The organism is Sphingomonas echinoides (assembly GCF_029623395.1).
GTDB lineage: Bacteria > Pseudomonadota > Alphaproteobacteria > Sphingomonadales > Sphingomonadaceae > Sphingomonas > Sphingomonas echinoides_A.
The window spans coordinates 49,187-61,690 of sequence record NZ_JAPYKK010000027.1; the positions used below are offsets into that span (position 1 = coordinate 49,187).

Here is a 12,504-nt window from a genome sequence, read left to right on the forward strand (position 1 = left end):
ATGACGCGCGCACCTCTTTGGGCCCCGCCGTTGCTCGCGCTGCAGTTCCTGACGCGGCTGCCGGTGCCGGTGCTGGCGCGGATTTCGGCGGAGCAGGCGGCGGATGGGCTCGCGCGCGCGATGGCGTGGTTGCCGATCGTGGGGACGCTGATCGGTCTGGTGACGGCGGGGGTGTTCGTGGGCGCGGGGGCGGTGTGGCCGCCGCTGGTCGCGGCGATCCTCGCACTGATGGTCGAGGGACTGCTGACCGGCGCGTTCCATGAGGATGCGGTCGCCGATTTCTGCGATGCGTTCGGCGGCACCGCGCAGGGTGAGACTGCGCTCAGGATCATGAAGGACAGTCGGATCGGCACGTACGGCACGCTCGGGCTCGGGCTGTCGGTGGGGTTGCGGCTGGCGGCGATGGTGGCATTGCCCGCGCCGGTCGCGGTTGCGGCGATCGTGGCTGCGGCGACAATGGGGCGGCTGTGGGCGGTGCTGCTCGCAGGAGTCGTCGCGCCGGTGCGCAGCGACGGCATGGCGGTGCGCGCCGGGCTGGTGCCCCCGCACCGCGTGTTGCTCGCGTTGATGATGGCGGTGCCGGGGATCGTGCCGCTGGCGGTGTCGCACCTCGTTCCGGTCACGGCGAGCCTGGTCGTCGGCGCGATATTCCTGTGGTGGCTGGCGCGGTTCCTGCGGCGGCGGATCGGCGGGAGCACCGGGGATTGCCTCGGGTTCGCGGCCTATATGGGGCAGCTCGTCGTCCTGCTTGCGATGGCGGCGTGAGTGCATCGGTGCTGCTGCTGCGGCACCCGCCCGTCGCGCTCGCGTGGCGCAAGCGCTGCTATGGCCGATCCAACATGGGGTGGAGCCGCGCGGGCACCGCGATGGCGGGCACGCTAGCCGGGGAACTGGCGGGGCATCCGATCGACGCGATCATCCATTCGGGCGCGCTGCGCACGCAGCGGCTGGCTGAGATGATCGCGCGCGCGCGGGCGGTTACGGTTTGCGCAGATGCCGGATGGCTCGAACGCGACTTCGGTACGTGGGAGGGGCGGACTTGGCACGCGATCTGGCGCGAAACCGGGGATCTTATGGACCGGATGGTCACCGATCCGACGGGGTTTCGCCCCGGTGGCGGGGAGACCGGGCAAGACTTGTCCGAGCGCGCGCAAGCGGCATGGGGGCGGTTGCCGACGTCGGGTACGACGCTGGTGATCGCGCACGGCGGCCCGATCGCGGCGCTGCGGGCGTGGCAGGCGGGGGAGCCGCTGGAGGCGATGGTGCGGTTTATTCCGGCGTGCGGGGAGGTCGTCGCGGTGTCGCGAGACGCAGCTTAGCCCCTCCCCTGAAGGGGAGGGGCTTGAGAAGATCAGCCCTTCGTTGACACACTCCCCCCGCGCACGACGACGCCGCCCTTCATCACGAACGCCACCCGCTCCAGCGTCCGGATATCCGCCAGCGGATCGCCATCCACCGCGACCAGATCGCCGTAGCGCCCCACCGCGATCGCGCCGACGTCGGCGGTGCGGTCGAGCGCTTGCGCGGCGCTGCTGGTGGCGGACTGGATCGCTTCCATCGGGCTCATGCCCCATTCGACCATCTTGGCGAATTGCAGCGCGTTGTTGCCGTTGGGATAGACCCCCGCATCGGTCCCGAACAGCATCTTCACCCCCGCGGCATGCGCCGCGCGGAAGGTCTGGCGCTGCTTGAGCCCGACCGCGCGTTCCTTGTCGAGGCTCTCCTGGAACACCCCGTTCTTCGCCCCTTCGGCGAGGATATAGTCGTCGTCATAGATATCCATGTCGAACCACGCGCCATGCTCCTTGGCGAGCTTGAACGAGGTGGCGTCGGCAAGGCTGGCATGTTCGATCGTGTCGACCCCGGCGCGCAGGGCCACGTTGATGCCCTCGGTCCCATGCGCGTGGACCGCGACGCGCATCCCCAGCATTTTTGCCTCGTCGACGATCGCCTTGATCTCCTCATAGCTCAGTTGCTGCGCGCCGACCGAATCGCCCTTGGAAAGCACGCCCCCGGTCATGCAGACCTTGACCACCTGCGCGCCATATTTGCGGATCGTGCGGACCGCCGCGCGGAAGCCCTCGGGCGAGTTGGCGATCTGCGGGGCGGCGGTGGTGATCGACGGCGGGAATTCGGTCGCATCGCAATGCCCGCCGGTCACGCCGAGCGCATAGGTCGCAGGTACGATCCGCGGGCCGGGGATCTCACCGCGCTCGATCCCCTGCTTCAACCCGACGTCGGCATAATCGCTGGAGCCGACGTTGCGCACCGTGGTGAAGCCGGCGTCCAGCGTCTTACGCGCATTGGCGACGCCGAGCACGGTCCAGTAACTGTCGGTGAATTCGAGCCCGCGATAGCCGCTGAGCGTAGGATCGCTGGTCAGGTGGACATGCATGTCGATCAGCCCGGGGAGCACGGTGCGGTTGCCGAGATCGATCCGCTCCGCGCCCGCCGGAATCGCATCGCCGCGCTTGCCCACGGCAGTGATCCGCCCGTCGACCACCGTGATCTGCGCATCGTCGACGCGCTTGCCGCCGAGCACGTCGAGCATGTGGGCCGCGGTGACGACGACCGTCTTGGCCGACGCAGGGACCGCCGCGACCGTGGCTACCGAAGCGAGCAAGACGAACAGGCAGGATTTTGAACGCATCGGGCATCCTTGTGCAGACGGAAGACGGTTATGGATCGGCGGATGCTTTCGGGTGGAGAACCCCGCCTGGGGCATCACAGACCATGACCCGCCGCGACGATCAAGAGGCCTGCCGATCAAAGCGTTGCGCAGGACGTTGCCATCCGCGGCATCCTCCCCGATGATACCGCCATGCCAGCCCCGAACCAAACCGCCAGCGCGCTCGAAGCGCGGATCGCCGCGGACCCCCGCTACGTCGCGTTGGTGCGCGACCGGCAGCGGTTCTCGTGGATCCTCACCGCGATCACCGTGATCGTCTACAGCAGCTTCATTTCGCTGATCGCGTTCGACAAGCCGTCGATGGCGCAGCCGGTCGGCGGCGGGACGATCAGCCTGGCGGTGGTGCTCGGCGCGGCGATGCTGGTCGGCACGGTCGCGATCTGCGCGGTCTACGTGTGGCGCGCGAACGGGAGCTACGACGCCCGCCTTGCCGAACTGCTCGCGGACGCAGGCGCATGACGCCCAGCCTGTTCCGCTGCGCCGGATTGCTCGCGCTGCTCGGCTGGGCGACCGGCGCGAATGCCGCGATCGCGGGTGCGGTCGCGCGCCAACCGACCAACTGGACCGCGATCCTGATGTTCGGCGGGTTCGTCGCGATCACCTTGTGGATCACCGGCGCGGCGGCGCGGCGGACGCGGACCGTGTCGGATTTCTACACCGGCGGCGGGATCACCGGCTTCCAGAACGGCCTCGCGATGGCGGGCGATTATTGTTCGGCGGCGTCGTTCCTCGGCATCACCTCGCAGATCTTCAACGATGGCTATGACGGGCTGATCTACGCGATCGGCTTCCTCGTCGGCTGGCCGATCGTGCTGTTCCTCGTCGCGGAAAAGCTCCGCAACCTCGGGCGCTTCACCTTCGCCGACGTCGCGTCGTACCGCTTCATGCAGGGGCCGGTGCGCAGCTTCTCGGCGGTCAGCACGTTGCTCGTCGTGTCCTTCTACCTGATCGCGCAGATGGTCGGCGCGGGGCAGTTGATCCAGTTGCTGTTCGGCCTGCCCTATCTCATCGCGATCATCGTCGTCGGCGGGTTGATGATGGTCTATGTCCTGTTCGGCGGCATGCGCGCGACCTCCTGGGTGCAGATCATCAAGGCGGTGATGCTGCTCTGCGGCGCGACCTTCCTGGTGCTCGGGGTGATGTCCAGCGTCGGCTTCTCGCTCGAGGCGCTGTTCGCGCGAGCCGTCGCGGTCAAGACGAAGCTCGCGCTCGAAAGCGGGCTTTCCCCTGCCGACGCCGCCGCCAAGGGCCGCGCGATCATGGGGCCGGGCGGGTTCATCAAGGATCCGATCTCGGCCTTGTCGTTCGGCTTCGCGCTGATGCTCGGGACGGCCGGCCTGCCGCATATCCTGATGCGCTTCTTCACCGTCCCCGACGCGCGCGAGGCGCGCAAGTCGATCCTGTGGGCGACGGTGTGGATCGGCTATTTCTACGCGCTGACCTTCATCCTCGGCTTCGGCGCGATCGTGATGATCTCGTTCAACCCCGAGTATGTCGATGCGGCGGGTGCCTTGCGCGGCGGCAACAACATGGCGGTGATGCATCTGGCGCACGCGATCGGCGGAAACCTGTTCCTCGGCTTCATCTCGGCGGTCGCCTTCGCGACGATCCTCGCGGTGGTCGCGGGGCTGACGCTGTCGGCGGCGTCGGCGATTTCGCATGACGTCTACGCAAGCGTCATCCGCAAGGGGAACGCCGATCCGGTCAAGGAACTGCGCGTGTCGCGGATCACGACGATCCTGCTCGGGATCGCCGCGATCATCCTCGGCATCGTGTTTCAGAAGCAGAATGTCGCGTTCATGGTCAGCCTCGCCTTCGCGTTGGCGGCTTCGGGCAATTTCCCGGTGCTGGTGATGTCGCTGCTGTGGAAGGGCTGCACCACCAAGGGCGCGGCGTGGGGCGGCGCGATCGGGCTGCTCAGCGCGTTCGTGCTGACCGTGCTGTCGCCGGTGATCTGGGTCGCAGTGTTCCACTTCGAGGCTGCGATCTTCCCGTACAGCTCGCCCGCGTTGTTCTCGGTCCCCGCCGCATTCCTTGCGATCTGGCTGATCTCGACGCTCGACCGCTCACCGCGCTCGGCGATCGACCGCGCGGCCTATCCCGAGCAACGGTTGCGCTCGGAGACGGGGATCGGCGTCCACGCCGCAGCCGATCACTAGCGCCCCTGAGAGACCGGGCTCAGCAGCGCCGTTCGCGCGTGTTCCCGATCGGGAGCAGCCTGAGACGGCGCTTGCCCCAATAGCTCAGGTCCATCGAGATCCGCACGGGCGCCCCGGCGCGCGAATAGACGATCTGGTCGCCGCGCTCGCCATCGCCGGTGCTGCAATTGGTCCAGCCCGTCCGGTCGAGCACGTCGGTGATCTTGTAGACCGCATATTGATCCTGCGTGTGCCACAGGATCACCTGGTCGAAGCCCCCGCTGCCATCGTGACCGACAAGGTCGACCGCGGCTTCATACGGTCCGGCACCCGCGAACATCACCGTGTGCCGGCGGCAGCGCATTGTGTCCCAGTCCGGTCGGACGCAGTCGGTAAACCCCGCCGCGCGCGCGTCCGCAAGGCTCCCGCGCACCGGCAGGCCGCCGAACGTCAGCTTGGCCGGCGGCGTCCGCTGCGGACCGCATCCGGCGAGGAGCAGCAGTGCGAGCCATGATGCCTTCTGTCCCACGACGCGCCTGTTCCCCTTGGATCGATCCAGGCGGAATACGGCGTACGGCGGGGTTTGGCCACCGGCGTTCCCAGAGTCGAGCGGGCGGATCGGTACAGCGGCGTGGAACGGTGACCGCATCGGGGGGTTCACATCCCAAGCCTTATGGTGGGTGGCGGCGAGTAGCGGGGCGTGAGTGGATCACTACGGACATACGGCGGAAAGCCCGTGGCAAATGCCGCGGGCGGCGTGGATCGCCATCCTGAAACGGGCCTGGGCCGAAACCGGCACGGACAATATCGGGCTGATCGCGGCGGGCGTCGCATTTTACGGCTTCCTCGCGCTCGTCCCGCTGCTCGGCGCGACGGTGCTGGTCTACGGCCTCGCGGCGGACCCGGCGACCGTGATGCGCGACATGACGCAATTGACCTCGGTCATGCCCGCCGACGTCGCCCGGTTGATCGGCGAACAGTTGATGGGGGTGGTGCAGGCATCGGACGGCAAGAAGGGGTTTGGCCTGCTGCTCGCGCTCGGACTCGCGCTGTTCGGCGCCCGCAACGGCGCGGGGGCGATCATCACCGCGCTCAACGTCGCGTATGAAGAGGAGGAGAAGCGCGGGTTCATCCGCGTCAATCTCCTCGCGATCGGGATCACCGCCGCCGCGGTGGTCGCCGCGATGCTCGCGATGGTGGCGATCACCGCGCTCGGCTACTTGCAGGCGCTGTTCCCGGGGGCACCGGAGATCGCCGTGGTGGCGGGCAAGGTCACGGTCTACGTTGTCGTGCTGATCGTCGGCGCGACTGCCGCGGCCGCCCTCTACCGCTACGGCCCCTCGCGCCGGAATGCGCGCTGGATTTGGCTGACCCCGGGATCGCTGTTCGCCGCGGTGATGTGGCTGATCCTGACGATCGGCTTCGGCCTCTACGTCGCGCAATTCGGGAATTACAACGCGACCTACGGCTCGCTCGGCGCGGTCGTGGTGACGCTGACGTGGTTGTATCTGTCGAGCTACATCCTGCTGTTCGGCGCCGAGCTTAACGCGGAGATCGAGCACCAGACCGCGCGGGACACGACGCACGCCGCTGCGCCGCTTGGGCAACGCGGCGCCTGGGCCGCGGACCATGTGGCGGGGGATGGCCACGCACATCTGCCGGCTGTGCGCGACACGTCTTCCGGCGACACGCGCACGACGGCCGTCGGCCTGATCGGCGCGGGGGGGATCGCGACGCAGGGCGCCGGCTGGAAGACGTCGGTCGCCGCCACGCTCGGTCTGACGCTGTTGCGGCGTGGGCGGGGCTGGGAAGGTGCACTGCTGCTGGGTGGAAGCGCGGCATTGGCCTGGCTCATGCGCGATCGTCCCGGAACAGACGTGGCGGGGCACGCGCCCGATGCCGGACCCAAGCGGATCGAGTCGTCGCAACATGTTGTAATCGGGTCTTGATTGCCGCGATGGCCACACCCACATGCTGGTCATCGTCAACAACTGAAAGGAGGTGGTCGAATGTCTCATTGTCCAATGCCGTTCGCGGCACGTCTCATGGGTCTGGCTTCCACCACGGGGGCTGCGCTCATCTGAGCCGCCGACCAGGCAAGACAATGGAAAGGCCGTCCCGTAAGGGGCGGCCTTTCGCTTTTCAGGGACGGTTCGGATGAGACGTTTGCGCCCGCTCCTGCGTTCGGATGCGATGCTGGTCTTCCTCGATTTCGAAGCCTCGTCGCTCGCCAAGAAAAGCTATCCGATCGAGGTCGCCTGGGTGTTCGAGGACGGACGATCGGAAACCTATCTGATCAAGCCCGCCCCCGAATGGACCGACTGGGATCCCGCCGCAGAGGCGATCCACCATATCCCGCACGCGACCTTGCTGGCGGAAGGCACCCCGCACGCCGTTGTCGCCGCACGGATGGTCGCGGACCTGGCGGGGCATGATCTCCTCGCGAGCGCGCCCTCGTGGGACGGCAAATGGCTCAGCGCGCTGTTGCGCGCCGCCGGTATCGACCGGCACAGCCTGCGCCTGCGCGACAGCGACGACGCACACCGCGAAACCGCGACCGCCATCCTGTCCGGGCTGGTGCCCGAAGCCGAGCTCGACACCACGGTCGAGACCCTGCTTACACTGACCGACGTTCGCGCGCCCGATCATGTCCCCGCCCATCGCGCGCTTTCAGATGCGATCGACGAACGCGCGCGCTGGCTTGCCGTCCGCGAGGCGGCGAACACCCTGGCGAGCGAGCTTCGCGGTGGCGGCTGACTATCCCGTGACCCCCGATGGCCGCTATTTCGTGGTGCGCGGGCGGCTGTGGCGCAAAAGCGACCCGGCGCTCTCGGAGACCGATCGCCAGGCGCTGGTCGACGCGCTGATGACCGCCCGTCGCGACGTCGGATCGGCTTTGCGATCGCACGACCGCGACGCCGAAATCGCGGCACGCGCGCGGGTCGACCAGGCCAAACGGTCGCTCGGCGAGCGCGGCCCGGTATGGTGGGACGACGGCGCCCCCGATCTCAACCGGCACATGGCGCGCACCACGCCCTATGCGGACTGGTTCGCGGCGCTGGGCTAGATGTCCTCCGCACGTTCCGTCCAACGGCATATCGATCTTGGGTGGGGCTGCGCGGAACCCCGCATCATAATCGCGACGCAGGGTTCGCGGTGGTTTCTGTACAAAGCAGATGTTAGAGGCCGCCGGCGTGCATCTTCGCCGACGTTCGTTGGTTAAGTCTGCCCGTCCCACCCGTCGTCCTCTTGCGGAGCCCTTTTCAATGCACGGCCTGCCGGGTTCCCTTCGTAGCGGTGACCGCATGGCGGCGTTGATCGCGGCGCATGACTGGAGCCGCACCCCGCTCGGTCCGCTGGAAACATGGCCGATGCCGCTGCAGGTCGTCACCGGGGTCATGCTCAACTCCCCGCTACCGATGGCAGTGCTGTGGGGTCGCGACGGGATCCTGCTCTACAACGCGCTTTATGCCGAGATCGCCGGGAACAGCCATCCCGCCATTCTGGGTCTTCCCGTCGTCGACGCCTGGCCGGAGGCGGCAGCATTCAATGCGGCGATCGTCGAACAGGGTCTCGCAGGGCGCTCGCTCACCTTTTCGCGGCAAGAGATCACGCTGTTCCGGAACGGTCGGCCGGAACGGATCTTCTTCGACCTGAGCTACGCGCCGGTGATGGACGGCGACGGCGTTCCCGCAGGGCTGCTCGCGACGGTGATCGAGGTGACGACCGCCGTCGAGATGGAAACCAACCTGATCGCGGAAACCGAGACGCTTGAAACGCTCAATCGCACCGGGGCGGCGCTGGTCGCCGAGCTCGACCAGGAAACGCTGGTCCAGATGGTGACGGACGCCGGGGTCGCGCTGACGGGGGCGCGTTTCGGCGCGTATTTCCACAATGTGATGGACGAGTCCGGGGAGCGCCTGCACCTCTTCACGCTGTCGGGCGCGGAACGCGCCGACTTCGAGAAGCTGGGCCGCCCCCGCTCGACCGCCGTGTTCCGGCCGACCTTCCAGAATGAAGGCGTCTTTCGATCGGACGACATCGTCGCCGACCCGCGCTACGGTCAGGACGGTTCGCTGGGCATGCCGCTTGGCCATTTGCCGGTCCGCAGCTACATCGCGGCACCGGTCGTCTCGCGATCGGGCGACGTGCTCGGCGGATTGCTGTTCGGGCATCCCGAGCCGGGGCGCTTCACCGAACGACACGAACGCCTGCTCGGCGGGATCGCCGCCCAAGCGGCGATCGCGATCGACAATGCGCGGCTGTTCGCGGCGGTGCAGGACGTCAACAGCACGCTCGAGCGGCGCGTGGCGGAGCGCACCGAAGAACTGACTCGCGTCCACGAGGCATTGCGCCAGGCGCAGAAGATGGAGACGCTCGGCCAGTTGACCGGCGGGATCGCGCACGACTTCAACAACCTCCTCACCGTCATCCGCGGGTCGACCGAGCTGTTGCGGCGCCCCGATCTCAGTGAAAGCCGCCGCGACCGTTATATCGCCGCGATCGCCGAAACCTCCGATCGCGCGGCCAATCTGACCAGCCAGCTTCTCGCCTTCGCGCGGCGGTCGTCGCTGACTCCCGAGATTTTCGATGTCGGCGCTACCATCCGGGGCCTGAACGACATGATGGAAATGCTGGCGGGTGCGGTCATCACGGTGGACCTGCATCTCCCGGACGTACCGTGCTTCGCCAACGCCGACGTCAGCCAGTTCGAAACCGCGATCGTCAACATGGCGGTCAATGCACGCGATGCGATGGCCCGCGAGGGGCGCCTGACCATCACGGTTGCCCCGGGCGACCGTATCCCCGCGATCCGTGGGCATGAGGAGCGGTTCGGCGATTGGGTCTCGGTCACGATCGCCGATACCGGGACCGGGATCGAACCCGATCTGCTCGATCGAATCTTCGAGCCTTTCTACACCTCCAAGGGGATTGGCCACGGCACTGGCCTGGGTCTGTCGCAAGTCTTCGGTTTTGCCAAACAGTCGGGCGGCGAAGTGGTCGTGACGAGCGAGCCCGGCAACGGGGCGGCCTTCACGCTCTTCCTGCCCCGCAACCACACGCTGCCCCGGACCGTCGCGCCGAAGCATGAAACCCACCATGAAGCGGCAATGGCGCTCCACATCCTCGTCGTCGAGGACGATCCCGAAGTCGGAGACTTTGCGGTGGGCGCCTTGCACGATCTCGGTCACCGGATCGTGCTCGCACGCAATGCACGCGAAGCGCTGGATCGGTTGGCGGAGATGGAGGAGCGGTTCGACGTCGTCTTCTCGGATGTGATGATGCCGGGGATGAACGGTATCGACCTCGCCCGCGAGATCCGGCGTCAGCATCCGTCGATGCCGATCCTGCTGACCAGCGGCTATAGCGAGATTTTGTCGAAGGACGGCGCGGGCGAATTCGAGTTGCTGCGCAAACCCTATTCGATCGATGCGCTGAGCACGGCCTTCCGCCGCGTGACAGGCCCGGCGAATGCTGCCGCGAAGGCAGCCGACGCCCCGGACGAGGTGCCCCGTCCCGCCGGCTGATCGCGCCGGACCGGAACACCACGGCAACGAGTCATACGGGTAGCGTCACGCCGCGCGACCGACCTGCATCAAGGTCGCGTCGGACGGCAGGAGCTGATCCAGGAACGGGAGCAACGCCGCCCCGATCACGGGGGCATCCTCCCCCAGCCCGGCACGCACGATCGGCGCCATCGCGGGCAGCGGCAGGTTCCCCAGATGCGCGTGCAACCGTTCGATCAGCGCATCGACCAGCGGCTCGGACAGCCGCCCCCCCACGATGATCGCTTGCGGGTCGATCAGGCAATTGATGTTGACCAGCGGCGCGACCAGCGCCTTCGCGGCGAGCTCGACCCAATGGTCGAGCACGGCGCGAACCGCAGGGTCGGCTTCGTCGATATTGCCCAGGCTGGCACCGTCGATCCCGGCATTGGCCAAATACTGCAGCAGCGCGGAAACCGACACGATATCCTGCACCACCGCGCCGGGAACCGCGCTCGTCGCGTCGGGAAGCAGCCCGAGTTCTGCGCTGCGCCGGTTCGCCCCCTCGACATAATGCCGGTCGATCATCAACCCGCCGCCCAGCCCCGAATTGATCAGGATGTAGAAGAAGCTCGACAAGGAGAGTCCTGCGCCGGTCTGCGCTTCGCCGATCGCGGCCGCGGCGGCATCGTTGTCGACCAGGACCGGCCAGGGCAACGCGGTCGCGAGCAGCTCAGGGATCGAAAGACCAGCCCATCGGCTATATGCCTGCGGGCGCCCCGGCAGCGCGATCCGCCCGAGGTCGTCGGGCACCGCCACGCCGACCCCCAGCACCCGATCGCGTTTGACCTTGGCCTTCGCCAGCAACGGCCCGATCGCGCCGGTCACGAAATCGACCACATCCTCGGGCAGCGCGAACGCCACCGTATGTGCGATCCGCGCGCGGACGTGCCCCGCAAGGTCGAGCGCGACCAGCGTCAGATGGTCGCGATCGATGTTAAGACCGATCGCGATGCACCCCAACGGTTCGATCGTCAGGCGGATCGCAGGCTGGCCCCGCGGTCCCTGCAGCCGACCGATTTCCTTGACCAGACCTGCGTCCATCAACTTGCGCGTGATGTTGGCGATCGTCGGCGGCGTGAGCCCGGTCGTCCGGGACAAGTCGACCCGCGTCGTCTCGGTGCTCGTCCGGATCGCCTGGAGCACGACGCGCTGATTATAGTCGCTGGCGCGGGCCAGGTTGGTCCCCGACAAGGAGACGGCCAATCGCGCCCCGCGTGCTTCTCGTACCGGTTCGTCGATCATCATGCTGCCTTTCCGACCTATCGTTACACGGCAGTCCGAACGAAAGTCGACAAAAGCTTCTGATCTTCCGTCACCGTCTTCCATTTTTATGGGGCGGGGGTGCGGCTGGCGTCAGCGCCACGCGCCCATTCATGCCGCAATATCGCATATTGTTTGGTGTTTTCGAAAACCGGCTTGCCGTGTGCGTCGTTCACAAACGACACATACTCGCGAAAGACGCCCTCCTGGCGCATCCCCAGTCGCTCGCACAGCCGTTCGGACGCGGCGTTCCCCTCGTCGACATAGGCGTAGATACGCCGCGCGTTCCGTACCGAGAACAGATCTGCAAACAACCCTCGCGCCGCCTCGATCGCATATCCGGCCTTGCCGAAGTGCGGGTTGAGGTTCCAACCGACCGCAACCGTATCCGACTGGTCCACTGTGTCCGACGGTTCCGCGACCCCGAAGATATCACCGATCACCCGCCCGCCATCCTTGAGGCAGATGGCCAGATAATCATTGCTGCTGCTCCGCGCGCGCGCCTCGGACCGTGCCGCGTCAAGATCGGCCAGCGCGAGGGCCATGAAGCAGTGTGAAGTCGGTTGGTGGAGATAGGCGAGGAGATCGGCCGCATCGTGCGGTTCGAAGTTCCGGATGCAGAGGCGCTCTGTTTCGAACGGCTTCATATGATCTCCTTTGGCGGACGGCCGCAAATACGATGTCCTACAGCCCGGTTTTGCTTATAGGATGAGCATTCGTATTGCAGAGTCCGGAGCGGGTATGCTCGGGCGCTTCCAGCAATCGATGCTGCGTCGTTCGACGCGCTCGAAACTGCGGTTTTCGGGCGACGAAGCGACACCGATCTGCAGCAAACGGCTTGAAACTGGCGGCGATCCGGCCACGAACG

The 12,504-nt window shown here is 67.0% G+C and carries 12 protein-coding genes; 8 read left to right on the top strand and 4 right to left on the bottom strand.

Going from position 1 to position 12,504, the window contains the following annotated elements; all coding sequences use genetic code 11:
* Both cobS and QBJ92_RS14895 read left to right on the top strand, forming a co-directional pair.
* Complete coding sequence (gene cobS, locus QBJ92_RS14890; protein WP_277970487.1) at positions 1–765, top strand: adenosylcobinamide-GDP ribazoletransferase; 765 nt, start codon at positions 1–3, stop codon at positions 763–765.
* Positions 762–1,319: a histidine phosphatase family protein gene (locus QBJ92_RS14895; protein WP_277970488.1), complete on the top strand. Its 558-nt coding sequence runs from the start codon at positions 762–764 to the stop codon at positions 1,317–1,319. The genes cobS and QBJ92_RS14895 overlap by 4 nt, the downstream gene beginning before the upstream one ends.
* Positions 1,320–1,351: 32 nt before the next feature.
* Here QBJ92_RS14895 and QBJ92_RS14900 read toward each other — a convergent pair whose 3' ends face one another.
* Positions 1,352–2,650 (bottom strand): metal-dependent hydrolase family protein, encoded by a 1,299-nt coding sequence (locus QBJ92_RS14900; protein WP_277970489.1) that lies wholly within the window; start codon positions 2,648–2,650, stop codon positions 1,352–1,354.
* Between the two features lie 171 nt (positions 2,651–2,821).
* Between QBJ92_RS14900 and QBJ92_RS14905 the strand changes: the two genes are divergently transcribed.
* The gene (locus QBJ92_RS14905) at positions 2,822–3,148 is read left to right on the top strand and encodes a DUF485 domain-containing protein (protein WP_277970490.1); all 327 of its coding nucleotides are present in this window, start codon (positions 2,822–2,824) and stop codon (positions 3,146–3,148) included.
* Entirely contained in the window at positions 3,145–4,848 is a 1,704-nt protein-coding gene (locus tag QBJ92_RS14910) for a cation acetate symporter (RefSeq protein ID WP_277970491.1), read from the top strand. Before QBJ92_RS14905 ends, QBJ92_RS14910 begins: the two co-directional genes overlap by 4 nt.
* Before the next feature lie 19 nt (positions 4,849–4,867).
* On the opposite strand, the gene QBJ92_RS14915 is transcribed toward QBJ92_RS14910, so the two are convergent.
* Entirely contained in the window at positions 4,868–5,356 is a 489-nt protein-coding gene (locus QBJ92_RS14915) for a hypothetical protein (protein ID WP_277970492.1), read from the bottom strand.
* A gap of 175 nt (positions 5,357–5,531) precedes the next feature.
* On the opposite strand from QBJ92_RS14915, the gene QBJ92_RS14920 reads away from it, so the two are divergent.
* From QBJ92_RS14920 to QBJ92_RS14935, 4 genes are all read left to right on the top strand, one after another.
* On the top strand, positions 5,532–6,776 hold the full coding sequence (locus tag QBJ92_RS14920) for a YihY/virulence factor BrkB family protein (RefSeq protein ID WP_277970493.1): 1,245 nt from the start codon (positions 5,532–5,534) through the stop codon (positions 6,774–6,776).
* 208 nt (positions 6,777–6,984) lie between these two features.
* On the top strand, positions 6,985–7,584 hold the full coding sequence (locus QBJ92_RS14925; protein ID WP_277970494.1) for a 3'-5' exonuclease: 600 nt from the start codon (positions 6,985–6,987) through the stop codon (positions 7,582–7,584).
* Entirely contained in the window at positions 7,574–7,894 is a 321-nt protein-coding gene (locus QBJ92_RS14930) for a hypothetical protein (RefSeq protein ID WP_431358414.1), read from the top strand. The genes QBJ92_RS14925 and QBJ92_RS14930 overlap by 11 nt, the downstream gene beginning before the upstream one ends.
* A gap of 238 nt (positions 7,895–8,132) precedes the next feature.
* Positions 8,133–10,355, top strand: a complete 2,223-nt coding sequence (locus QBJ92_RS14935) for an ATP-binding protein (RefSeq protein WP_277970495.1) — start codon at positions 8,133–8,135, stop codon at positions 10,353–10,355.
* Positions 10,356–10,400: 45 nt separating this feature from the next.
* Here QBJ92_RS14935 and QBJ92_RS14940 read toward each other — a convergent pair whose 3' ends face one another.
* Both QBJ92_RS14940 and QBJ92_RS14945 read right to left on the bottom strand, forming a co-directional pair.
* Complete coding sequence (locus QBJ92_RS14940) at positions 10,401–11,621, bottom strand: ROK family transcriptional regulator (protein ID WP_277970496.1); 1,221 nt, start codon at positions 11,619–11,621, stop codon at positions 10,401–10,403.
* An 83-nt stretch (positions 11,622–11,704) separates the two neighbouring features.
* Positions 11,705–12,283, bottom strand: a complete 579-nt coding sequence (locus QBJ92_RS14945) for a GNAT family N-acetyltransferase (RefSeq protein WP_277970497.1) — start codon at positions 12,281–12,283, stop codon at positions 11,705–11,707.
* Positions 12,284–12,504 lie beyond the last annotated feature (221 nt).

What these genes read in the sequence shown, in the direction of transcription:
- cobS (WP_277970487.1), top strand. Translation starts at nt 1, where the DNA reads ATGACGCGCGCACCTCTTTGGGCCCCGCCGTTGCTCGCGCTGCAGTTC.
- QBJ92_RS14900 (WP_277970489.1), bottom strand. Translation starts at nt 2,650, where the DNA reads ATGCGTTCAAAATCCTGCCTGTTCGTCTTGCTCGCTTCGGTAGCCACG.
- QBJ92_RS14905 (WP_277970490.1), top strand. Translation starts at nt 2,822, where the DNA reads ATGCCAGCCCCGAACCAAACCGCCAGCGCGCTCGAAGCGCGGATCGCC.
- QBJ92_RS14910 (WP_277970491.1), top strand. Translation starts at nt 3,145, where the DNA reads ATGACGCCCAGCCTGTTCCGCTGCGCCGGATTGCTCGCGCTGCTCGGC.
- QBJ92_RS14925 (WP_277970494.1), top strand. Translation starts at nt 6,985, where the DNA reads ATGAGACGTTTGCGCCCGCTCCTGCGTTCGGATGCGATGCTGGTCTTC.
- QBJ92_RS14935 (WP_277970495.1), top strand. Translation starts at nt 8,133, where the DNA reads ATGGCGGCGTTGATCGCGGCGCATGACTGGAGCCGCACCCCGCTCGGT.
- QBJ92_RS14940 (WP_277970496.1), bottom strand. Translation starts at nt 11,621, where the DNA reads ATGATGATCGACGAACCGGTACGAGAAGCACGCGGGGCGCGATTGGCC.
- QBJ92_RS14945 (WP_277970497.1), bottom strand. Translation starts at nt 12,283, where the DNA reads ATGAAGCCGTTCGAAACAGAGCGCCTCTGCATCCGGAACTTCGAACCG.